We start from the raw sequence: 21,093 nt of genomic DNA on the forward strand, positions 1-21,093 counted from the left end.
CTCTCAGGGCTGTTCGTCTAGGGAAAATATGCGGGTGGCGGCGGTCCATTTGGCGCCGGGGACGGACCAGGGCAATGGCCGCTGGACGCCGTCCATCTGCGCTTCCCAGGCCTGCACCGCCGGATCGGCGGCGTCGGCCGCCGCCTTGGCCGCCGGGTCGAAATCCGGGCCGGTCTCCATCAGCATGACCAGCCGGTTGCCGCTGCGATAGATGTCCATCCCCCGGACATCGGCAGCGCGGATGCTGGCGCCGATGGCCGGCGGCAGCGCGCCGGACGCATGCCATGCCTCATATTGGGCGATGGCGGCTTCATCGTCGGCGAGGTCGATCAGCAATACATGACGCATCACATCACCCAGCCGCCGTCGATCACATGGACCGCGCCGGTGGTGAACGCCGCGTCGTCGCTGGCGAGATAGAGGACCAGACCGGCAATCTCCTCGGCCTTGCCGAGGCGTCCCATCGGCTGGCGCGCGACGAAGGCGGTCTGGGCGGCTTCATAATCGCCGGTGTCGTGCAGACGCTGCTGCAGCGAGGGGGTGTCGACGGTGCCGGGACAGATGCAGTTGCAGCGAATGCCCTGCCCGACGAAATCGGCGGCGACCGCCTTGGTCAGGCCGATCACGCCCGCCTTGGTCGCGCCATAGGCGAAGCGGTTGGGGATGCCCTTCACCGAGCTGGCGATGGAGGACATGTTGACGATCGCGCCCGCGCCCTTTTCCACCATGCCCGGCAGGAAGGCCGAAATGGTGTGATATTGGGCGGTCATGTTGAGCGCGACGGCAAAGTCCCAGTCGGACTGGCTGCATTCGAGGATATTGCCGGCATGGACGACGCCGGCAATGTTGGCGAGGATGTCGATCGGGCCGATGTCTGCGGCCAAAGCGCGCACGGCGGCGCCGTCGGTGACATCGAGGGCAAGGCGCTCGCAGCCCTCCAGCCCGTCGAGCGCATCGAGATCGCGGTCGGTGGCGAAGACGCGGGCGCCTTCCGCCACGAAACGCTCGACCGAGGCGCGGCCGATGCCGCGGGCGGCGGCGGTGATGAGCGCGGTCTTGCCGGCGAGACGGCCGGCGCTCATGCGCGCGCCACCATCGGCAGACATTCGGGACCGATGGGATCGAAAGCCTTGTAGGTCAAAATAAACTCCTGATGGCCCAGTTGTTCGGAAAGGCTGCGCTCGCCCGCCGCCACGGCGAGGATGGCATCATAGATTTCCTGGCCGACCTGATCGAGGGTCGCTTCCCCCTCCAGGATGCGGCCGGCATTGACGTCCATGTCGGCGGCCAGGCGGCGGCCGGTTTCGGGATTGGCGCAGATCTTGATGACCGGCGAGATCGCCGATCCGACCACCGATCCGCGCCCGGTGGTGAACAGGGTGACATGCGCGCCACAGGCGATCAGCTCGACGATCTCGGCATTGTCGGAGATATTGGGGAAGCCGAAGCGCGGCTCGCCATCGGGCACGACGTCGAGCAGATAGAGGCCGCCCATTGGCGGGATATCGCCCGGCTTCAATATGCCGTCGATCCGCGAGCTGCCCGACTTGCTGTAGGCGCCCATGGATTTTTCCTCCTGGGTGGTGAGGCCGCCTTCGGCATTGCCCGGCGCGAAGCTGCCAAAGCCCATGACGGTATAATAGGCCTCCGCCTTCTGCACGCAGGCCTCGATCGCGGCGGCGAGTTCGGGCGTGGCGGCGCGGTCAGCCATGATCTTCTCGCAGCCGACCAGTTCGCCGGTCTCCTCGAAGATGCAGGCCGCCCCCTCCGCCACCAGCCGGTCGAAGGCGCGGCCGACCGCCGGATTGGCGGTGATGCCGCTGGTGCCGTCCGACCCGCCGCAGATGGTGGCGACGACCAGTTCCTCGACGCTCATCGGCACGCGCTCGACCGACGCGATCTGTGCCCGCACCCGATCGACCGCTTCCAGCCCGGCGGCGATGGTGGCGGCGGTGCCGCCCTTTTCCTGGATCACCAGCAGTTCGGCCGGACGGCCGCTGGCCTCCACGACGGCGCGCAGCTTTTCTCGGTTGAAGCTTTCGCAGCCGAGCGAAACGATGACGAGGCCGCCGACATTGGGATGGGTGGCGATCGCCTCCATCACCTTGGCGGCATAGGCGTTGGGATAGCAGCCGGGGAAGCCGATCAGCTGGACATCGGGATCATCGGCCTTGTCGACGATGCGGCGCGCGACATGGTGCGCGCATTCGACCAGATAGGCGACGGCGACGACATTGCGGATGCCCTTGCGCCCGTCGGAACGGAGCCAGCCCTGGATCATGCGCCCTGCTCCAGCGCGGTGCGGGTGTGGCTGCTGATATAATCGCTCTTCATATTGTGCATATGGACCCATTGGCCGGCGACGACCGGCGCAGTCATCGAGCCGATCGGCGCGCCATATTTGATGACCTTGTCGCCCTGCGCCAGCGCCACGCGGGCGATCTTGTGGCCGATCGCGATGCCTTCGCGCGCGGGGATGGTGCCACCGGCGACGGGAAGGATATCGCCCGCCTCGATCGCGCTGACGCAGATCAGCACATTGTCGTTAGGGTGCAGCAGGATGAGGCGGCTGTCATGTTCAAGCATGGCTGTGGGCCTTGGCAAGAGGATGGGCACGGGCGGCGGCGTCGAGCGCCGGCCAGAGCGTGGCTGGAATGGAGGCGCCCAGGCGGGCGATCGTGTCATGGACCTGATCCGCGCCGACCAGGCCGGGGATCACGGCCATGACCTGCGGATGGCGCAGCGGAAATTGCAGCGCGGCGGCGGGCAGCGCGACGCCGGCTTCGCGGCAGAGCGCCGCCATGGCCTGGGCGCGGGCGAGGATCGCCGCGTCCGGGGCGGCATAGTCGAAATGGAGCGGGCCGCTGAGATCGCGGGCGAGGATACCGCTATTATAGGGGCCGCCGACGATGACCTGCACATCGGCGCTGGCGCAGCGGTCGAGCAGTTCCTCCGCGCCGCGATCGAGCAAGGTGTAGCGGCCGGCGATCAGGATCGCGTCCAGTTCCACCCGGTCGAGCAGGTCATGGCAGATCGCGACCTCGTTGACGCCGATGCCGATCGCCCCGATCGCGCCCGCATCCTTGAGGTCGCGCATCGCCCGATAGCCGCCGTCGAGGAAGGCGGCGAGATGATCATCATGCGCGTCGCCATGGGTCAGGCGGCCGATATCATGAGCGAGCAGCAGGTCGATGCGGTCGCGGCGCAGGCGCTTCTGGCTGCTCTCGAAGGACCGCAGCACGGCGTCATGGCCATAATCGAAATGCGGCTCGAACGGGTCGGCATCGACGAAGCCATGGCGTTCGCCCTGCGCATCGGTGGGCCGCAGCAGGCGGCCGACCTTGGTCGAGACCCGCGCCCTGCCCTGCGGGTCATGCTCAGCGAGTGCCGCGCCGAGCCGCCTTTCGGCAAGGCCAAAGCCATAATGGGGGGCGGTGTCGAAATAGGCGATGCCGGCGGCGAAGGCGGCGTCGAGGGTGGCGCGCGCCTCCGCATCGCTGACGACGCGATAGAGATTGCCGATGGGCGCGGTGCCCATGCCCAGGGTCGGGAAATCGATCATGCGGCGGCTCCCTGCGTGACGCGATAGAGGCGTGCAGCATTGTCGGCGAAGATGGCGCGATGCGCCGCGACCGGCACCGAGGCGCAGGCGAGGTCGAGCCAGGCGGCATAGTCGGACGCGAGCGTCAGCACCGGCCAGTCGCTGCCCCAGAGCAGGCGATCCGGGCCGAACAGGGCGACCAGTTCGGCGATGAAGGGGGCGGCCGCGCCCTCCCCTGCCCCCGGCGCCAATTCGGTGAGCAGGCCCGACAGCTTGCACGCGACATTGGGGCAGGCGGCGAGATCGGCCATGGCGGCGTGCCAGTCGGCCGGGATAGTATCGCCCACCAAAGGCTTGGCGGCATGGTCGATGATGATGCTGAGGTCGGGCTGGCGCCGGGCCAGCCGGGCGAGCGAGACGAGATGCTGCGGCCGCACCAGTGCGTCGAGCACCAGGCCATGCCGGGCCAGTGCCGCGAAGCCGGGTGCCAGTTCCGGATCGTCGAAACAGTCGGGTGCGCGGCCCTGCATCATCGGACGGATGCCGACCAGCGGCCCGGCGACCTGCATCGCGGCGACGCGAGCGGCGACGTCTCCTGTAAGATCGACCCAGCCGACGACGCCGGCGATGCGATCGGTTTCGGCCGCCAGCGAGAGCAGCCAATGGGTGTCGGCGTCCGATTCCTGGCTCTGCACCAGGATCGCGGCGTCGACCTTATTGGCATCGAGCCGCGCGAGCAGATCAGCCAGCCCATAGTCGCGATGGATCGCCGGCAGGTCGGCGCCGGGCCAGCTGCAGTCGTTGCGGCCGAGCTGCCAGAGATGGACATGGGCGTCGATCATGCCACCCCGCCCTTGCCACGCATGCGATGGGCATAGGCCGCGACCACCAGGAAGCAGAGTGCGGGCACCACCATTGCGGCGTTGATCGTGCCGGCCATGTCGGAAATCAGGCCCATCAGCGCGGTCAGCACCGCGCCGCCGATGATGGCCATGACGATCATTGACGCGCCCGGCTTGGTCAGCGGACCGAGGCCGTCGAGCGAGAGGACGAAGATGGTCGGATACATGATCGACATGAAGAAGCTGGCGGCCACCAGCGCGACGACGCCGGGCAGGCCGAGCCAGACCGAGCCGACCAGCGCGAGGCCGAGATTGACGAGCGCGAACAGCCGCATCAGCCGCGCACCATCGAAGCGGGAGAGCAGCGCCGCGCCGGCAAAACGGCCGGCCATGAACAGGCCGAGCGACAGGGTCAGCAGCCAGGCGGCATGCTGGGCGGTGATGCCCGGCAGCGCCGCCTGCGCATAGCGGATGAGATAGCTCCAGATGCCGACCTGGGCGCCGACATAGAAGAATTGGGCGGCAACCCCGGCCAGATAGCGCGGACGACGCAGCAACTGGCGATAGCCGGCCAGCGGCGAGGCGGCGCCGGCATGGCCCTCCACCGCCGCCTTCGGGAAGGGTGTTCGCGCGAGCAAGGCCGCCCAGGCCAGCACGACCAGCGCGATCAGCAGATAGGGCAGGCGCACGGCCGAGGCGGCAGCGGCGCCCTGTGCCGGGGCATCGGACAGGATCAGCGTTGCGCCGAGCGCCACGCCGGTGATCGAGCCGAGCGGATTGAATGCCTGGGCGAGATTGAGGCGGCGGGCGGCGCCGGCGGCATCACCCAGCACCGCAACCATCGGATTGGCGGCGGTTTCGAGGAAAGCCAGGCCACTGGCGATCACGAACAGGGCGAACAGGAAGAAGGGATAGCTGACCGCGGCGGAGGCCGGCAGGAACAGCAAGGCGCCGAGCGCAAACAGCAGCAGGCCCAGGATCACCGTCGCCTTGTAGCCGAAGCGCTGCGCCGTCAGCGCGGCAGGAATGGCGAAGCAGAAATAGCCCAGATAAAAGGCCGACTGGACCAGGCCCGAGGCGAAGTCCGAAAGGGCGAAGGCGTGCCGGAAATGGGCGATCAGCACGTCGTTGAGATTATTGGCAAGGCCCCAGAGGAAGAAGAGGCCGATCGTCAGCATGACCGCCATCTTTGTGGCGCCGCTATCTTCCTGTCTGTCTACCCTGGCATCTGCCTGCATCACCCATCCTCTCTATTGGCGAACATGGCAGGCCCGTCCCTGTTGGGATCGGGCCTGCGCAGTCGGGGGAGGTTATACGCCTCCCATGCGGATCAGTAGCTGATCCGGGCCGTCAGGCTGATGCGACGGTCATTGACCACCACGTCACGCGGACGGCTGTCGATGCCGAAATAGGTCGCACGACGGGTGTTGGTCAGGTTGGTGCCGTCCAGCGCCAGCGCGAACTGCGGCGTCACATTGTAGCTGATCGACGCATCGAGCTGACCGAAGGGCTTGTTGAACACCGGCAGGCTGCCGGTGCCGTTGCCCGCCGTGGTCACGACATATTTGCTGCGCCAGTTATAGGCGACGCGGGCCGACAGGCCGCCCTTCTCGTAGATGCCGACGATGTTGTAATTATATTTCGACAGCAGTTCGAGCGGAACGTTGGTGACCGGGCCGCTGGTGGCGGGCGACGGCGCCTGCGAGTCCACATAGGTGAAGTTCGCCTGCATGCCGAGACCGTCGAACGGACCGGGCAGGAAGTCGAAGAACTGCTGATAGGCGAGTTCGAAGCCCTTCACCTTGCCCTTGGCGACATTGTTGTAGGACGTCACTTCATATTCATAGCTGTTGCCATTGTCGAAGGTCACGTCGCGATAGGACACGGCAGTCTGGATGTAGTTCTTGATATTCTTGTAGAAGGCCGCTGCGGTCAGCGAGCCGGTCCGCGAGAAATACCATTCCACCGTGGCATCCAGATTGTCCGACTTCATCGGCTTCAGATACGGATTGCCGCCGCTGGCCGTGTGGATCTGATCCTGCTGCGCGGCGCCCGGTTCGCTGATCGTCAGGCTGGGGTTGAGCTGCGTGAAGGTCGGACGCGAGATGTTCTTCGCGGCGGCAAAACGCAGCTGCAGATTGTCGGTCAGGTGGACGCGCAGGTTCAGGCTCGGCAGGACCGAGGTATAATCCTGCGACACGGCGATCGGGTTGAACACGGTCGGGCCGCTGACTTCATTGCCATTTTCGTCCAGCACGATCGGGGTCTGCTGATAATAGCCCGACACGTCGAGATTGGTGCGGACCACGCGGACGCCGATATTGCCGTCGATCGGATCGGCCTTGAAGAAGGCGGTGGCATAGCCGGTGAAGGTCTTCTGCCGCTGCTGGTTCGTGCCGCTCTGGGTATAGGCCGGCGCGCTGGCGATGCCCAGCGTGTCGAGCGTGTTCTGATAATTGCGGATGATGCCGCGGTTGAAGGCGATGATGTTGCCGAACAGGTCGGCGTCGCCGCGGAAGAAGTCGCCCAGATCAACCGTTTCCAGTTCGCTGGGGATGCCCGACAGGCCGGTATAGCGATAGCCGGTGTCGATCGTGCGGTTCTTGCGGTCGGCGTAGCGGAAGCCGGCCTTGATCGACGACAGGATGCCGGCATCGAAGCGATATTCGGCGTCGAGGCGCGCGGTCTTGTCCGACGCCTTCGATTCATTGAGGTTATCGAGATAGAAGGCGCTGGTGTAGGTCGCCGGGTTGGTGAGGCCGGTTTCCGAACCGATGTTCACGACCGGGACCGAACCGGAAATATCCTGATAGAGGGTGTCGGCAACGCCGTTCAGGCCGAAGATCGAGCGCAGATTCTTGGTCTTGGCATCGACATACTGGCCGTCGGCGGTGATCGTCAGATTGTCGACCGGCTTCCACTTCAGGTTCAGCGAATAGTCCGTCGTGGTCGAATGACGGGTCTGGGCGCTGGTGTTGTTGCCGACCGGCACGTCGATGAAGGTGCCGCTCTCGAAATCGCCATTGTCGGCATAGGTGAAGGCCGCGCCGGGCTGCGGGATGATCGCGCTGCCCGAGCTGTAGGCGAAGAAGCTATAGTCGTCGAAACGGAACTTATAGTCCGAACGGAAGACTTCGGCGGTCAGCTCCAGCGTGTCGCTGGGGCGCCACTGGAGCGCGACATCGGTGCCGAGGCGACGACGATCGCCATAGACTTCGCCGATACCGGTACCATGCGGCAGGGTCGTGGTCTGGCCGGTGCGGCCCAGGCTCGCCAGCACTTCGGCGTCGGTCGCGTTGGTCGGATCGAGCGTGTAGAAGGGCTCGGTCGAGATCGTGTCCTGACGGAAGGCGGTCTTCTGGAAGGAGACGCTGGCGAGGATGCCGATTTCACCGATGCCGGTGTCCCAGCGGTCGCTGACCATCAGCGAAGCCGAGGGCTTGAACTTGTCGGTCAGGTCGAAATAGCTCTGGGTCGCGGTGGCGGCGACCTTCAGACCATCGAAGTCGAACGGCTTGCGGGTGCGGAAGTTGATCGTGCCCGACAGCTGGTCCTCGATCAGGTCGGCCGACGGGTTCTTATAGACATCGATGCCCGACAGCAGTTCGGACGGGATGTCTTCCAGGTTCAGCTGGTTGGCGCCCGAGGCGGTGAAGATGTCGCGGCCGTTGAGTTCGGTGCGGACCTGGGTCAGGCCGCGGATCGCGACCGAGCTGCCTTCGCCATATTGGCGCTGGACCTGGATGCCGGTGATGCGCTGCAGCGCTTCGGCGACGTTCCGGTCGGGCAGCTTGCCAATGTCTTCGGCGACGATGGAGTCGACGATCACGTCGCTGTTGCGCTTGATCGACTGGGCGCTGGAAAGGCTGGCGCGGACACCGGTGACAACGATGCCATCTTCGGACGCAGGAGCATCGCTCGACTGTTCCGCAGCCACATCCTGGGCGTGTGCCTGCACGCTGCACCCCAGCATGACGCTGGCGAGCGAGATACCGGCGAGCAATTCCGCACGCGACGGCACGTTAAAATTCTTGAACATTTGGTCCCTTCCTCTCCCCTGGCCCCTGGTCGGAGCACTGATCGATTCGGCGCCGCGATGCCGCGGCAAAACATATTCCCCTGCCGTGATATTTCCCTATTGGGAGCGATACCAACGCGGCGCCCTATTACTCTCCGTTTCCAATTTGTGAAATATAAAAATTGATTTCACCTGTAGATGGTGTGTAGGGAAGGACCAACAGATGATGGCGCTACCAAAGGCGAGATAGCGCCCGATTGGTGAGGGGATCGGGATGGAAGGCAAGGCGCGCTACCAAGCGCCGGCCCTGAAGAAAGGGCTGGAAATTCTGGAGCTTCTGGCCGGTTCCAGCGAGCCGCTGATCATGTCCGACATCTCTGCCGCGCTAGGCCGGTCGGTCAGCGAGATTTTCCGCATGCTCCAGGTGCTGGAGGAACATGGCTATATCGCCCGCGCCGAGGATGGCTATCGCCTGACCAACCGGCTGTTCACCCTGGGCATGAGCCAGCCGCCGATTCGCGACCTTGCCTCGACCGCCCTGCCGGTGATGCAGGAACTGGCGCGCCAGGCCGGGCAAAGCTGTCACATGGCGGTGGTGTCGGGCGCGGAAATGGTCGTCATCATCGCGATCGAGGCGCCGGGCCTATCCGGCTTTGCCGTGCGCGTGGGCTATCGCCGGCCGCTGCACCGTTCCAATTCCGGCCGCATCCTGCTCGCCTTCCAGTCGCCCGAAAATCGCGAGGCGATGCTGAAGGACATCCGGGCCAGCGATCCGCAATTGGAGGAAGGCGATCTGGTCGCGCGGCTGGACGCCGCCGTCGCGGCGGGCGGCGCGGTGTCGCCCAGCCCGATGCTGACCGGCATCACCGACCTGTCGGCGCCGATCCTGGTCGGCGGGATCGCCCGCGCATCGCTGACCATGCCCTTTGTCGACGGCGCCGCCAACCGGGCGAGCATCGAGCAGTGCAATGATCTGGTGCGCGCCGCCGCGCAGGCGATCGGCGCGGCCATGTCGCCGATCAAGGATGCGCCGTCCCGCGCCACCGCCATGGAGGAAGAGCAATGACCCTGCTGGATCGCCGCAGCGCGCTGATCGCCGCCGCCGGCCTTGCCGCCCTGCCCGGCCTTGCCGCCGCGCAGACGACGACGGCCGACGAGGTGATCGAACTATGGCCCGGCCCGCCGCCCGGCGACACGCGCGCGCGGATCGTCCGCAAGATCGACGACCAGTCGAAAGACCCGGCCAAGCCGGATCGCTGGGTGACGGGGATCGCCCGCCCCGTGCTGGTGGTGCGCCGCCCTGCCCGCCCCAATGGCGGGGCGATGCTGGTAGTGCCGGGCGGCGGCTATGGCTTCCTGTCCTATGACAATGAGGGCACGAGCCAGGCCGCCTGGCTCAACGAACGGGGCATCACCGCCTTCATCCTGCTCTATCGCCTGCCGGGCGAAGGCTGGGCGCAGCGGCAGGATGTGCCGTTGCAGGATGCCCAGCGCGCGATGCGGCTGATCCGCGCGCGGGCCGTCAACTTCGCTGTCGACAAGGGCCGCATCGGCGTGCTCGGCTTTTCGGCCGGCGGCCATCTGGCCGGGTCGCTGGCGACGCGCCATGGCGAGCGCGTCTATGCCCCGGTCGATGCCGCCGATCGGGAAAGCGCGCGTCCCGATGTCGCCGGCCTCATCTATCCGGTGGTCAGCCTGGACGCGCCCTTCACCCATGGCGGGTCGCGCGACATGCTGCTGGGTGAAGGCGCCAGCGCCGATATGCGCCGGGCGCGATCGGTGGAGATGCGGGTGGACGCCGACACGTCGCCCATCTTCCTGGTCCATGCCAGCGACGACGGGCTGGTGCCGCCGGCCAACAGCATCGCCCTGTTCCAGGCGATGGAAGTCGCCAGGCGCCCGGTCGCGCTCCATATCTTCGAGGATGGCGGCCATGGTTTCGGCACGCGCCTGCCCAGGACGATGCAGGCGTCGGCCTGGCCCGGCCTGTTCATGACATTCGCCGCCAAGCAGGGATTGCTGGCGCAATGAAGACAGCGCTGTCGATAGGCCTGCTCGCGCTTGTCGCCAGCACTGCGTCCGCGGCACCGGTCTCCTATCAAAGCTCGCCCGAACGGCGCACCGTCGCGGAAAAGGATTGGGGGCCATGGCTCGGCCCGTTCCGCGCCAAGCTGGTGCCCAGCCTGATGCAGGATTTTGGCGAACGCTATCTCTACGCCCCGGCCAATGCCGCCCTGCCCGCGCCAAAGCCGGGCGAGCAGCGCGTCGTCTTTCTGGGCGATTCCATTACCGATCGCTGGAACCTGGCCGCCAGCTTCCCCGGCAAGCCCTATGTCAATCGCGGCATCGGCAGCCAGGTGACGGCGCAGATGCTGCTGCGCTTCCATCAGGATGTCGTGGCGCTGAAACCGAAGGTCGTGGTGATCCTGTCCGGCATCAATGATGTCCAGGGCTTCCTGCAACAGGAAAGCCCCGAGCAGATCGAGGCCAATTGGGAAGCGATGGCCGACATCGCCACCGCCCATCATATCAAGGTCGTGTTCGGATCGATCCTGCCAGTCAACAACTACACGGATGCAGCGAAGGATGTCGTGGCGGAGCGCAAGCCGGCCGAACTGGTGGCGCTCAACCAGTGGCTGCGTGCCTATTGCGCGCAGCACGGCCATGTCTTTGCCGATTATCATGCCGCGATGGTCGACCAGAATGGCCTGATGGCCGCCGCCTATACCCAAGACGGCGTGCATCCGCTGGACAATGGCTATGCCGTGATGGCGCCGATCGCGGCCAGGGCGATCGCGCAGGCACTAGGAACAAGGAAATGAGGACGACGATGCTGCGTTTCACCGCCCCCCTTCTCGCCGCTGCCTGCGCGATGGCACTGGCCGTGCCGGCCCTCGCCGAAACCAAGGTGCCGGGCGATCCGCATGCCGATGATCCGGTCGGCATCGTCGCCGATCCCTGCCCCACCCATGAAAAGCCGAGCGACGAGGCTGGCTGGAAGCTGTGGAACCTGCACATGCTGACCCGCGATTTCGGGCAACTCTGCCGCTATGCCGCCGCCAACAAGGCGATCGAAGGGCAAAAGGTCCGCGTCGTCTTCATGGGCGATTCCATCACCGACAACTGGATCAACCTGGACCCGACCATGTTCCAGAACGGGCTGGTCGATCGCGGCATCAGCGGCCAGACGACGCAGCAGATGCTGGTGCGCTTCCGCAATGACGTGATCGCGCTGAAGCCGCAGGCGGTCCACATCATGGCGATGACCAACGACATCGCCGGCAATACCGGCGCGGCGACGATGGAGACGGTGCTGGGCAATATCCAGACCATGGCCGACCTGGCCCGCGCGCACGGCATCAAGGTTATCATCGCCTCCGTGCCGCCCGCCGCCGCTTTCCCCTGGAGCCCCGGCATGACGCCCGCGCCGCAGGTCGCCGCGATCAACACATGGCTGGCCGACTATGCCCGCGCCAATGGGTTCACCTTCGTCGACTATCACAAGGCGATGGCGCAGCCCGATGGCGCGATGAAGCCGGGCCTGTCGAGCGACGGCGTCCATCCGACCAAGGAAGGCTATGCCATCATGCGTCCGCTGGCCGAGGCCGCGATCGCCAAGACATTAGGAGCCAAGTGATGCAGGATTTCGGACGCCGTTCCTTCCTGGCGGGCGCGGCTGCGCTGGGCCTGGCCAATGCCGCCCGCGCGGCTAGCCCGATGGGCACCGCCAAGGGCCCGGTGCAGGCAAGCTGGCCCTCGCTGGTCGACAATTACCGCTATCCCGACTGGTTCCGCGACGCGAAGCTGGGCATGTGGTCGCACTGGGGGCCGCAATCGGTGCCGGCGCAGGGCGACTGGTATGGCCGCTTCATGTATATGCAGGGCCACCCGATGTACGAACATCACCTCAAAACCTACGGCCATCCGTCGGTCGCGGGGATGAAGGACATCCAGAATCTCTGGACCGCCGACAAGTGGGATCCCGATGCGCTGATGGCCAAATATCAGAAGGCCGGCGCCAAATATTTCATGGCGCTGGCCTGCCATCACGACAATCTCGATTGCTATGACAGCCGCTATCACGCCTGGAACAGCCTGCGCGTCGGGCCGAAGAAGGACATCGTCGGCATCTGGGAAAAGGCGGCGCGCAAGGCCGGCCTGAAATTCGGCGTGTCGAACCATGCCGCCCATGCCTGGCACTGGTATCAGCCCGCCTATGGCTATGATCCGGTCGGCCCGCAAAAGGGCGTGCGCTACGACGCGTTCCGGCTGCGCAAGGAAGACGGCAAGGGCCAATGGTGGGACGGCCTCGACCCGCGCGAACTCTATACCGGCGGCCATGCCGTGCTGCCCGACGGCATCGACACGATCGAGGCGATGGACAAGTGGCACGACGTCCATAACGGCCAGTGGATCGAGACCGGGCCGAAGGACGACCCGGCCTATGTCACCCGCTGGCTGCTGCGCCAGACCGACCTGGTCGCGAAATACAAGCCCGACATGGTCTATATGGACGATCATGAACTGCCCTTCGGCCCGGTAGGGCTGGAAGCGGCAGCGGACTATTATAACCGCTCGATCGAATGGCACGGCAAGATCGACGTGGTCATGACCGGAAAGCAGCTCAAGCCCTACGCCCGGTTCGGCATCGTCCAGGATGTCGAGCGCGGCTATACCGACCATATCTGGGACGAGCCCTGGCAGACCGACACCTGCATCGGCGACTGGTTCTACAATATCGCCCGACTGACCGACAAAAGCTACAAGAGCGCCGAACAGGTGATCCAGCGGCTGGCCGATGTCGTGTCGAAGAACGGCAATCTGATGCTGTCCATTCCGCAGCCCGGCGACGGCTCGATCGACAGCGAGGCGGAGAAGATACTGGACGCGATGGCCGGATGGATGGTGCATGGCGGCGAGGCGATCTTCGGTTCGCGGCCGTGGAAGCGCTATGGCGAAGGGCCGACCCAGGCGATCGTGGGCATGCAGAATGAGGAGAAGGCCAAGCCCTTCACCGCGCAGGACATCCGCTTCACCACCAACAAGGGCGCGCTCTATGCGCTGTTCCTGGGCAAGCCGGCCGGATCTACGACCATCCGCTCACTGGCGCGCGGCCAAGGGACTGGCACAATCGAGCGGGTAACGCTGCTCGGCGGCGGCCAGCTTGCCTTCCGTCAGGATGGCGCGGGCCTCCACTTCACCATGCCGCACGGCATCGATTTCGTCCCCGCCGTCCGCATCGACGGCCGGGGTCTGGTTTAATGCAAGTACAGGGAATGACTGGGATGATCGCAAAGGGCTTCAAGGCAAGACTGGCGGGGATCGCATTGGGTGCATCCTGCATCGCCATCGCCGCACCGGCACTGGCCGCACCGATGGCGCTGCTGGATCGCAATGGCAGCCGGGTCGCGATCGAACCCTATGCCCCCAATATCGTGCGCGTCACCATCGCGATGGACCCGGACCTGGCGCAGGCGGCACCGGGCGAAGGCCCCAATGCCAAGGCCGATGCCAGCGGCTGGACCCATAGCAGCGACGCGAGCGGCGATATCTTCACCTCCTCGGCGATCTCACTGACGATCGATGCCCAGCCCTGGCCCGGCGCGCCGACCCAGATGCAGCGCTATTTCGCCCCGGCCCTGCCGCCGGTCAGCCTGTCGGTGAAGGATGCCAGCGGTACCGTCCTCACCAAGATGACCGGCTGGGAAATGGCGCCCGTGACCGTCAATGGCGAAAAGACCTTCAAGGTCGGCGCCAGCTTCGACGCGCCGCTGGACGAGCATTATTACGGCCTGGGCCAGAACCAGGAAGGCTATATGGATCTGCGCGGCAAGCAGATCGACTGTTCGCATAGCTATGACGCGCCGGCCGGCGAGACCGTCTGCGTCCCCTTCCTGGTCACCAACAAGGGCTATGGCATCGTCTGGGACAATCCGGCGCGCACGCTGGTGTGGCCGGGCCTGCACAATTCGACCCGCTTCCAGAGCCAGGTCGGCGAGCGCGTCTCCTTCTTCGTCATCACCGGCAAGACGACCGATGACCTCTATGCCGGCTATGCCAAGCTGACCGGCGCGACGCCGCTGCCGCCCAAGGCCGGTTTCGGCCTGATCCAGAGCAAGGCGCGCTACGAGAGCCAGAAGGAATTGCTCGACGTCGCCAATGGCTATCGCCAGCGCAATCTGCCGCTCGATATCATGGTGCTGGACTGGTTCTACTGGACCCGCATGGGCCAGCTCGACATCGACCGCACCTATTATCCCGACCCCAAGGGGATGAACGACCAGCTCAATGCCATGGGCATGCGGTCGATCATCAGCGTGTGGCCGCGGTTCGAGCGCGAAGGCCGCTATTTCGAGTATCTCAAGTCCAAGGGCTGGTTCCTGAAGGACAAGGACGGCAATCCGGTCGATGGCCTGCCGATGCGGTCCGACCGGGCCGGCGCGCTGATCGACAGCACCAATCCGCAAGCGCGGGAATGGTTCTGGGGCAAGCTGCGCGACAATATTGCGAGCCAGGGCTTCGACTGGTTCTGGCTGGACGAGACCGAGCCGGATCTGGTGCCCGACGGCTATTTCTACTCGATCGGTTCGGGCGACCGCTATCATAACCTGTTCCCGCTGGTGCATACGTCGGGCGTGGCCGAAGGCTCGGAGCGCGACCGCCCCAATTTCCGCAACATGATCCTGGCGCGCGCCGCCTATCTGGGCTCGCAGCGCAATGGCGGCCTGTTCTGGTCGTCGGACATCAAGTCGACCTGGGAAGCGCTCGACCGGCAGGTGCCCGCCGGCCTCAACTTCACCGCGTCGGGCCTGGCCTATTGGGGCAGCGATATTGGCGGCTGGCAGTGGCCGAGCGGCCCCAAGGCGCAGCATCCGGTGCTGCTCGATCCGGCCGGCATGACGGCGGCGGGTGCGGACTATACCGATTATCCCGAACTGTTCGTGCGCTGGTTCCAGTATAGTGTGTTCACGCCGACGCTGCGCATCCATGGCCAGCGCCCGGACACGGAATTGTGGACCTATGGCAAGGCGGCCGAGCCGATCCTGGCCGACTGGCTGCGCCTGCGCTACACGCTGATCCCCTATATCTATGCGCTGGGCCGCCACACCTATGACACCGGCGCGCCGTTCATGCGCGGCCTGTTCATGGACTTCCCGAACGATCCCAAGGTGTCGGATATCGGCGACCAATATATGTTCGGCCCCGCCTTCCTGGTCGCCCCGGTGACCAAGCAGGGCCAGACCAAGCGGTCGGTCTATCTGCCCGCCGGCACCGCCTGGTATGATTATTGGACCAACCAGAAATATGAGGGCGGCCAGACGATCGAGGTGGATGCCCCGATCAACCGCATGCCGCTGTTCGTGAAGGCCGGTTCGATCGTGCCGATGGGCGTGCAGGTGAAGAGCACGGCCGAGAAGCAGGCCCTGGAAAGCATCCGGGTTTATCCGGGTGCCGATGCGCGCTTCACCCTTTATGACGATGACGGCACGACCAATGCCTATCGCAAGGGCGGCATGAAGGCCGAACTGGTCTGGGACGACAAGGCAAAGACGCTGACGAGCAAGACGAAGCTGCCCACCGGCCAGGCCATCAGCGGTCTGGTGCAGATCGTCGGTCAATAAGGAGACAAAGAAGATGACGGGTATCAATCGCCGCGAACTGGGCCTGGGCCTGGGTGCCGCCGCGCTGGGCGCGGGCCTGGCCGGCAGCACTGGTGCGAACGCGCAGGCCGCCGCCGCGGCCGCCGGCGCGCCGCAGGGCAGCCTCGCCTTCCCCGCCGACTTCCTGTGGGGCTGCGCCACCGCATCCTATCAGATCGAGGGCGCCGTGAACGCCGATGGCCGCGGCCAGACCAACTGGGACGTGTTTTCTCACACGCCCGGCAAGGTCGCCAATGGCGACACCGGCGACATCGCCTGCGACAGCTATAACCGCTATCAGGACGACATCGCCCTGCTCAAGGCGCTGGGGGTCAAGGCCTATCGCTTCTCGATCGCCTGGTCGCGCATCTTCCCCAATGGCCGGGGCAAGCCCAATGCCAAGGGGCTGGACTATTATAACCGTCTGGTCGACGGGCTGCTGGCGGCGGGCATCACCCCGCATGTCACCATGTTCCACTGGGATCTGCCCCATGCCCTGCCGGGCGGCTGGCAGAATCGCGACACCAGCTACGCCTTTGCCGACTATGCCGGCTACACCGCCGGCAAGCTGGGCGACCGCGTCAATCACTTCATGACGGTCAACGAACTGCGCTGCTTCACCGATTTGAGCTACATGACCGGTGGCAAGGCGCCGGGCCTGAAGCTGCCGATGAAGGAAGTGAACCAGGTGCGCCACCATGGCGTGCTGGCCCATGGTCTGGGCGTGCAGGCGATCCGCGCCGCGACCAAGTCGGGCACGCAGGTCGGCATTGCCGACAATCCCAACATCTATGTCCCCGCGATCGAGACGCCCGAACATATCGAGGCGGTGAAGAAGGCCGTGCGCGAGGAGAACGCCATGTTCCTGACCGCGATCATGGAAGGTCGCTATATCGACAGCTACCTGACCGCGCAGGGCAAGGACGCCCCGGTGGTCAAGGAAGGCGACATGAAGCTGATCGGCGCGCCGCTCGATTTCCTGTCGGTCAATGTCTATACCGGCAACACCGTTCGCGCCGACGAAACTGCGCCGTCGGGCTACAAGATCCTGCCCCATCCGGGCCAGGCACCGCGCATGCCCTCCCCCTGGCTCTATGTCACGCCGGAGGTCATCTATTGGGGGATGCGTGCCATAGCCGAGAACTGGAAGCCCAAGGGCCTCTACATCTCGGAAAATGGCTGCTCGGCGGACGACAAGCTGGCCGAAGACGGCAAGGTCTATGACACCGACCGCGTCATGTATCTGCGCAATTACCTCACCCACCTGCAGCGCGCGACCCGCGAGGGGCTGCCGGTGAAGGGCTATTTCGTCTGGAGCCTGATGGACAATTTCGAGTGGGAGGATGGCTATACCAAGCTGTTCGGCATCCACCATGTCGACTTCAAGACCCAGAAGCGCACGCCCAAGCTCAGCGCCGACTGGTATCGCGAACTGGTGCGCACCAACAAGCTTGTGTGACCCGAGCGCCGCCGCCGTCCCCTTGCGGATGGCGGCGGCGACCTAAAATTCCACGCCATATCGACATATGGCGTCGCATGGGCATTATCCCCTCGCATTGCCGGCCGCTGACTCGCGCCGCGCAATATCCAAGAGAGATAAGGAGTTACCCATGACGATGTCGCCGCTGTCCCGTGCCTCCCGCGCCGCATGGCGGACGCTGGCCTGTGCCGGGCTGCTGTCCGCTTCCGTCCTGGCCGTGGCGGCCACGACCGCGCCGCAGTTCGACGTCGCGCGCATCGTCAACGATATCAAGATCCTGGCCAGCGACGAGTTTGAAGGCCGTGGCCCGGCGACCCGCGCCGAGACCAAGACGATCGACTATATTGCCAAGCAGATGGCGGCGGCCGGGCTGAAGCCCGCCGGCGACAAGGGCACTTGGTTCCAGGACGTGCCGCTGCGCATGTCGAACATCACCGGCACGCCCAGCCTGTCGATGACCGTGGGGGGCGCGGCCCAGCCGCTGACCCAGGGCACGGAAATCGCCGTGCGCGCGGCCGAGACCGGCCAGTCGGCGGTCAAGTTCGCGAACCTGCCGCTGGTCTTCGTCGGCTATGGCGTGAAGGCGCCCGAGCGCGGCTGGGACGATTTCAAGGGCGTGGACCTCAAGGGCAAGATCATGGTCGTGCTGGTCAACGACCCCGATTTCGAGGGCGGCGAAGGCGATTTCGGCGGCAAGCTGATGACCTATTATGGCCGCTGGACCTACAAATATGAAGAAGCCGCGCGCCAGGGCGCGGCCGGCGTGCTGGTGGTGCATGAAAGCGAGCCGGCATCCTATGGCTGGGCGACGGTCAAGAACAGCAACACCAACACCATGTTCGACATCGTCCGTGCCGATCCCAAGAGCGCCCACACCCAGATGGAGGGCTGGATCCAGAAGGATCTGGCCGCCAAGCTGCTGGCCGCGTCGGGCGTCGATTTCGAGGCGGCCAAGGCCGCCGCGCGCAAGAAGGACTTCAAGCCCATTCCCCTGAAGGCAACGATGAGCGCCGACTATGCGGTGAAGTCGGAAATCATCACCTCGCACAATGTCGCGGGCATCCTGCCGGGCAGCAAATATCCCGACGAGACCGTCATCTATTCCGCGCACTGGGACCATCTGGGCATCGGCGCGCCGGACGCGAAGGGCGACACCATCTATAATGGCGCGCGCGACAATGCGTCGGGCACCGCCGCCCTGCTGGAACTGGCCCGCGCCTATGCCAAAGGACCGAAGCCCGAGCGCAGCGTGCTGTTCCTGGCGGTGACGGCCGAGGAGAAGGGCCTGCTGGGATCGGAATATTATGCCGACAATCCGCTGCGCCCGCTGGCGACCACGGCCGGCGTCATCAACATGGACGGTCCCTTCGCCGCCGAGAAGACGGTCAATTTCTCCATCTCCGGCGCGGCGAAGCTGGACCTGCTGACCCTGCTGACGCAGGAAGGCGAGAAGCTGGGCCGCCATTATACGCCGGATGCGCGCCCCGAAGCGGGCAGCTTCTACCGCTCCGACCATTTCCCGATGGCCAAGCGCGGCGTACCCGCCATCTCGTTCAATCCGGGCCGCGAACTGGTGAATGGCGGCGCGGCGCGCGGCAAGGAACTGGGCGATATCTATACCCGCGATCGCTATCACCAGCCGGCCGACCAGTATGACGACAGCTGGAACACCAGCAGCTGGGAGGGCGACATGACCCTGCTCTACAATGTCGGTCGCCGCGTGGCCGACGGCCATGACTGGCCCAACTGGTCGAGCGACAGCGAATTCCGCGCGGCCCGCGACGCCAGCCAGGCGCAGCGCAAATAAGATGTGAGGTGTGGCGGCCGGTGCCTACCGGCCGCCATGTCATATCGGCAGTTCGTGGGTCGACTTGATTTCGGACAGGGCGACGGTCGAGTTGATTTCCTGGACGCCGGGCAGCTTGCTCAGCCGTTCGAAGAAGAAGCGTTCATAGGCCTCGATATCCTTGGCCACGATGCGCAGCATGAAGTCCATCGTGCCGAGCAGCACGAACGCCTCCAGCACTTCGGGAAAGCCGCCGATCGCGGCGCTGAATTCGTCCAGATTGGCGCGGCCATGGGCGTTGAGCTTTACCTGAGCGAAGACCTGGGCATTGAGGCCGACCTTGCGCCGGTCGAGCAAGGCCACCCGCTTGCGGATCAGCCCTTCCTTTTCCAGCCGGTCGATGCGGCGCCAGCAGGGCGACGGGGTCAGCCCGACCTTGTCCGCGATCTCCGCCGTGGTCTGGCTGGCATCGCGCTGCAATTCGCGGAGAATCTTCCGCTCGAAATGGTCGAGTTCGATCATATTTTCCTACATATCGTCGATGAGGGGATAATTCATCCTCATATTGGCGATAACGGGCTTCAAATCAGGCAAGATTCTTCTCTGGCGACCGGCGATAAGGCGGCATCATCCCGAGGAGAAGAATATGGTTTCCCGTCCTGCCCGCCTGAACCCGCCGATGCAGTCGGTGCGGCTGCTTGATCCCGCCAGCGGGCTGGACGGCGTGATTGCCATCCACAGCACCGCGATCGGGCCGGGCGCCGGCGGCTGCCGCTTCTGGCATTATGCCGACATCGGCGCGGCGCTGGACGATGCCTGCCGCCTGGCCGAGGGCATGAGCTACAAGAATGCAATGGCCGGCCTGCCCTTTGGCGGCGCCAAGGCGGTGCTGCGCCGGCCCGAAGGCGAGTTCGACCGGGTCGCGCTGTTCCAGGCGTTCGGCCGCGCGGTCGAGGAACTGGGTGGCACCTATGTCACGGCCGAGGATGTCGGCACCAGCGTCGCCGACATGCAGGCGGTGGCCAGCCAGACCCGTCATGTCGCGGGCCTGGATGTCGCCGAGGGCGCGGCCGGCGGCGATCCGTCTCCCTGGACCGCGCTGGGCGTGTTCGAGGCGATGCAGGCGGCCGCCCGCCAGTCGCTGGGCGCCGAACTGTCCGACCTGACGGTCGCGGTGCAGGGCACCGGCAATGTCGGCGCGGCGCTGTGCCGTCGCCTGGCCGATGCCGGCGCCCGTCTGGTGATTGCCGACATCGATCCGCGCCGCCGCAACACGCTGGCCGCCGTGCTGAACGCGAATGTGGTGGACGTGGCCGACATCGCCGCGGTCGAGGCGGACATCTTTGCCCCCTGCGCCCTGGGCGGCGCGCTCGATCCGCAGAGCGTGGCGGCGATGCAGGCGCGCCTGGTCTGCGGCGCGGCCAACAACCAGCTGGCGACGCCCGATGTGGCGGAGTTGCTGCGGGCGCGCGGCATCGTCTATGTGCCCGACTATGTCGCCAATGCCGGTGGTATCATCAGCGTGTCGGCCGAATATCTGGGCGAGGACCGCGCCAGCGTCGCCGCCCGCGTCGACCAGATCGGTGGCCGGGTCGCCCAGATACTGGACCAGGCCAAGCGCGAGGAGCGCTCCCCCGCGCTGGTCGCCGACGAAATGGCCGAGGCCATCATCGGCGAGGCCGAACGCCAGGCGGCGTGATTGCAAGCCGCAATGATGCTGCGCATCAGCGGCTTGAAACGCTCAGACGCCGCGCGGGCTTGATCAAGGCGTGATGTGGAAAACCCA

At 65.5% G+C, this 21,093-nt stretch carries 18 protein-coding genes; 9 read left to right on the forward strand and 9 right to left on the reverse strand.

Features of this window, described 5'->3' with window-relative positions; translation table 11 throughout:
* Positions 1-3: 3 nt before the first annotated feature.
* The 8 genes from U0025_RS15705 to U0025_RS15740 form a co-directional block, all read right to left on the reverse strand.
* The gene (locus U0025_RS15705; protein ID WP_004208374.1) at positions 4-348 is read right to left on the reverse strand and encodes an L-rhamnose mutarotase; all 345 of its coding nucleotides are present in this window, start codon (positions 346-348) and stop codon (positions 4-6) included.
* Positions 348-1,106: an SDR family oxidoreductase gene (locus U0025_RS15710; RefSeq protein ID WP_080604469.1), complete on the reverse strand. Its 759-nt coding sequence runs from the start codon at positions 1,104-1,106 to the stop codon at positions 348-350. Before U0025_RS15710 ends, U0025_RS15705 begins: the two co-directional genes overlap by 1 nt.
* Positions 1,079-2,281, reverse strand: coding sequence for a UxaA family hydrolase (locus U0025_RS15715; protein ID WP_004208376.1), 1,203 nt, complete (start codon positions 2,279-2,281; stop codon positions 1,079-1,081). The genes U0025_RS15710 and U0025_RS15715 overlap by 28 nt, the downstream gene beginning before the upstream one ends.
* Entirely contained in the window at positions 2,278-2,586 is a 309-nt protein-coding gene (locus tag U0025_RS15720; protein WP_004208377.1) for a UxaA family hydrolase, read from the reverse strand. Before U0025_RS15720 ends, U0025_RS15715 begins: the two co-directional genes overlap by 4 nt.
* Positions 2,579-3,562 (reverse strand): aldo/keto reductase, encoded by a 984-nt coding sequence (locus U0025_RS15725; RefSeq protein ID WP_004208378.1) that lies wholly within the window; start codon positions 3,560-3,562, stop codon positions 2,579-2,581. Before U0025_RS15725 ends, U0025_RS15720 begins: the two co-directional genes overlap by 8 nt.
* On the reverse strand, positions 3,559-4,383 hold the full coding sequence (locus tag U0025_RS15730; RefSeq protein WP_004208379.1) for an amidohydrolase family protein: 825 nt from the start codon (positions 4,381-4,383) through the stop codon (positions 3,559-3,561). Before U0025_RS15730 ends, U0025_RS15725 begins: the two co-directional genes overlap by 4 nt.
* The gene (fucP, locus tag U0025_RS15735) at positions 4,380-5,561 is read right to left on the reverse strand and encodes an L-fucose:H+ symporter permease (RefSeq protein WP_217653174.1); all 1,182 of its coding nucleotides are present in this window, start codon (positions 5,559-5,561) and stop codon (positions 4,380-4,382) included. Before fucP ends, U0025_RS15730 begins: the two co-directional genes overlap by 4 nt.
* Positions 5,562-5,713: 152 nt before the next feature.
* Positions 5,714-8,422, reverse strand: a complete 2,709-nt coding sequence (locus U0025_RS15740; protein ID WP_004208381.1) for a TonB-dependent receptor — start codon at positions 8,420-8,422, stop codon at positions 5,714-5,716.
* Between the two features lie 253 nt (positions 8,423-8,675).
* Here U0025_RS15740 and U0025_RS15745 point away from each other — a divergent pair, with 253 nt between their 5' ends.
* From U0025_RS15745 to U0025_RS15780, 8 genes are all read left to right on the forward strand, one after another.
* The gene (locus U0025_RS15745) at positions 8,676-9,467 is read left to right on the forward strand and encodes an IclR family transcriptional regulator (protein WP_004208382.1); all 792 of its coding nucleotides are present in this window, start codon (positions 8,676-8,678) and stop codon (positions 9,465-9,467) included.
* Positions 9,464-10,432 carry an alpha/beta hydrolase gene (locus U0025_RS15750; RefSeq protein WP_004208383.1) on the forward strand — a complete coding sequence of 323 codons (969 nt, stop codon included), beginning with the start codon at positions 9,464-9,466 and terminating at the stop codon, positions 10,430-10,432. Before U0025_RS15745 ends, U0025_RS15750 begins: the two co-directional genes overlap by 4 nt.
* Positions 10,429-11,223: a GDSL-type esterase/lipase family protein gene (locus U0025_RS15755; RefSeq protein WP_004208384.1), complete on the forward strand. Its 795-nt coding sequence runs from the start codon at positions 10,429-10,431 to the stop codon at positions 11,221-11,223. The genes U0025_RS15750 and U0025_RS15755 overlap by 4 nt, the downstream gene beginning before the upstream one ends.
* A gap of 8 nt (positions 11,224-11,231) precedes the next feature.
* Positions 11,232-12,038, forward strand: coding sequence for an SGNH/GDSL hydrolase family protein (locus U0025_RS15760; RefSeq protein ID WP_004208385.1), 807 nt, complete (start codon positions 11,232-11,234; stop codon positions 12,036-12,038).
* Positions 12,038-13,663: an alpha-L-fucosidase gene (locus U0025_RS15765; protein WP_004208386.1), complete on the forward strand. Its 1,626-nt coding sequence runs from the start codon at positions 12,038-12,040 to the stop codon at positions 13,661-13,663. The genes U0025_RS15760 and U0025_RS15765 overlap by 1 nt, the downstream gene beginning before the upstream one ends.
* 23 nt (positions 13,664-13,686) lie before the next feature.
* Positions 13,687-16,023: a glycoside hydrolase family 31 protein gene (locus U0025_RS15770; RefSeq protein WP_004208387.1), complete on the forward strand. Its 2,337-nt coding sequence runs from the start codon at positions 13,687-13,689 to the stop codon at positions 16,021-16,023.
* A 13-nt stretch (positions 16,024-16,036) separates the two neighbouring features.
* Positions 16,037-17,500: a GH1 family beta-glucosidase gene (locus U0025_RS15775; RefSeq protein ID WP_004208388.1), complete on the forward strand. Its 1,464-nt coding sequence runs from the start codon at positions 16,037-16,039 to the stop codon at positions 17,498-17,500.
* Between the two features lie 151 nt (positions 17,501-17,651).
* On the forward strand, positions 17,652-19,328 hold the full coding sequence (locus U0025_RS15780; protein ID WP_004208389.1) for a M28 family metallopeptidase: 1,677 nt from the start codon (positions 17,652-17,654) through the stop codon (positions 19,326-19,328).
* Positions 19,329-19,367: 39 nt separating this feature from the next.
* On the opposite strand, the gene U0025_RS15785 is transcribed toward U0025_RS15780, so the two are convergent.
* Complete coding sequence (locus U0025_RS15785) at positions 19,368-19,829, reverse strand: Lrp/AsnC family transcriptional regulator (protein WP_004208390.1); 462 nt, start codon at positions 19,827-19,829, stop codon at positions 19,368-19,370.
* 124 nt (positions 19,830-19,953) lie between these two features.
* On the opposite strand from U0025_RS15785, the gene U0025_RS15790 reads away from it, so the two are divergent.
* A complete protein-coding gene (locus U0025_RS15790; RefSeq protein ID WP_004208391.1) occupies positions 19,954-21,006 on the forward strand; it encodes a Leu/Phe/Val dehydrogenase in 1,053 nt (350 codons plus the stop codon).
* Positions 21,007-21,093 lie beyond the last annotated feature (87 nt).

Source organism: Sphingobium yanoikuyae (assembly GCF_034424525.1).
GTDB classification, from domain to species: Bacteria; Pseudomonadota; Alphaproteobacteria; order Sphingomonadales; family Sphingomonadaceae; genus Sphingobium; species Sphingobium yanoikuyae.

Coding starts and splice junctions, on each gene's coding strand:
- U0025_RS15705 (WP_004208374.1), bottom strand. CDS start 348: ATGCGTCATGTATTGCTGATCGACCTCGCCGACGATGAAGCCGCCATC.
- U0025_RS15710 (WP_080604469.1), bottom strand. CDS start 1,106: ATGTCTGCCGATGGTGGCGCGCGCATGAGCGCCGGCCGTCTCGCCGGC.
- U0025_RS15715 (WP_004208376.1), bottom strand. CDS start 2,281: ATGATCCAGGGCTGGCTCCGTTCCGACGGGCGCAAGGGCATCCGCAAT.
- U0025_RS15720 (WP_004208377.1), bottom strand. CDS start 2,586: ATGCTTGAACATGACAGCCGCCTCATCCTGCTGCACCCTAACGACAAT.
- U0025_RS15725 (WP_004208378.1), bottom strand. CDS start 3,562: ATGATCGATTTCCCGACCCTGGGCATGGGCACCGCGCCCATCGGCAAT.
- U0025_RS15730 (WP_004208379.1), bottom strand. CDS start 4,383: ATGATCGACGCCCATGTCCATCTCTGGCAGCTCGGCCGCAACGACTGC.
- fucP (WP_217653174.1), bottom strand. CDS start 5,561: ATGCTGACGATCGGCCTCTTCTTCCTCTGGGGCCTTGCCAATAATCTC.
- U0025_RS15740 (WP_004208381.1), bottom strand. CDS start 8,422: ATGTTCAAGAATTTTAACGTGCCGTCGCGTGCGGAATTGCTCGCCGGT.
- U0025_RS15745 (WP_004208382.1), top strand. CDS start 8,676: ATGGAAGGCAAGGCGCGCTACCAAGCGCCGGCCCTGAAGAAAGGGCTG.
- U0025_RS15750 (WP_004208383.1), top strand. CDS start 9,464: ATGACCCTGCTGGATCGCCGCAGCGCGCTGATCGCCGCCGCCGGCCTT.
- U0025_RS15755 (WP_004208384.1), top strand. CDS start 10,429: ATGAAGACAGCGCTGTCGATAGGCCTGCTCGCGCTTGTCGCCAGCACT.
- U0025_RS15760 (WP_004208385.1), top strand. CDS start 11,232: ATGCTGCGTTTCACCGCCCCCCTTCTCGCCGCTGCCTGCGCGATGGCA.
- U0025_RS15765 (WP_004208386.1), top strand. CDS start 12,038: ATGCAGGATTTCGGACGCCGTTCCTTCCTGGCGGGCGCGGCTGCGCTG.
- U0025_RS15770 (WP_004208387.1), top strand. CDS start 13,687: ATGATCGCAAAGGGCTTCAAGGCAAGACTGGCGGGGATCGCATTGGGT.
- U0025_RS15775 (WP_004208388.1), top strand. CDS start 16,037: ATGACGGGTATCAATCGCCGCGAACTGGGCCTGGGCCTGGGTGCCGCC.
- U0025_RS15780 (WP_004208389.1), top strand. CDS start 17,652: ATGACGATGTCGCCGCTGTCCCGTGCCTCCCGCGCCGCATGGCGGACG.
- U0025_RS15785 (WP_004208390.1), bottom strand. CDS start 19,829: ATGATCGAACTCGACCATTTCGAGCGGAAGATTCTCCGCGAATTGCAG.
- U0025_RS15790 (WP_004208391.1), top strand. CDS start 19,954: ATGGTTTCCCGTCCTGCCCGCCTGAACCCGCCGATGCAGTCGGTGCGG.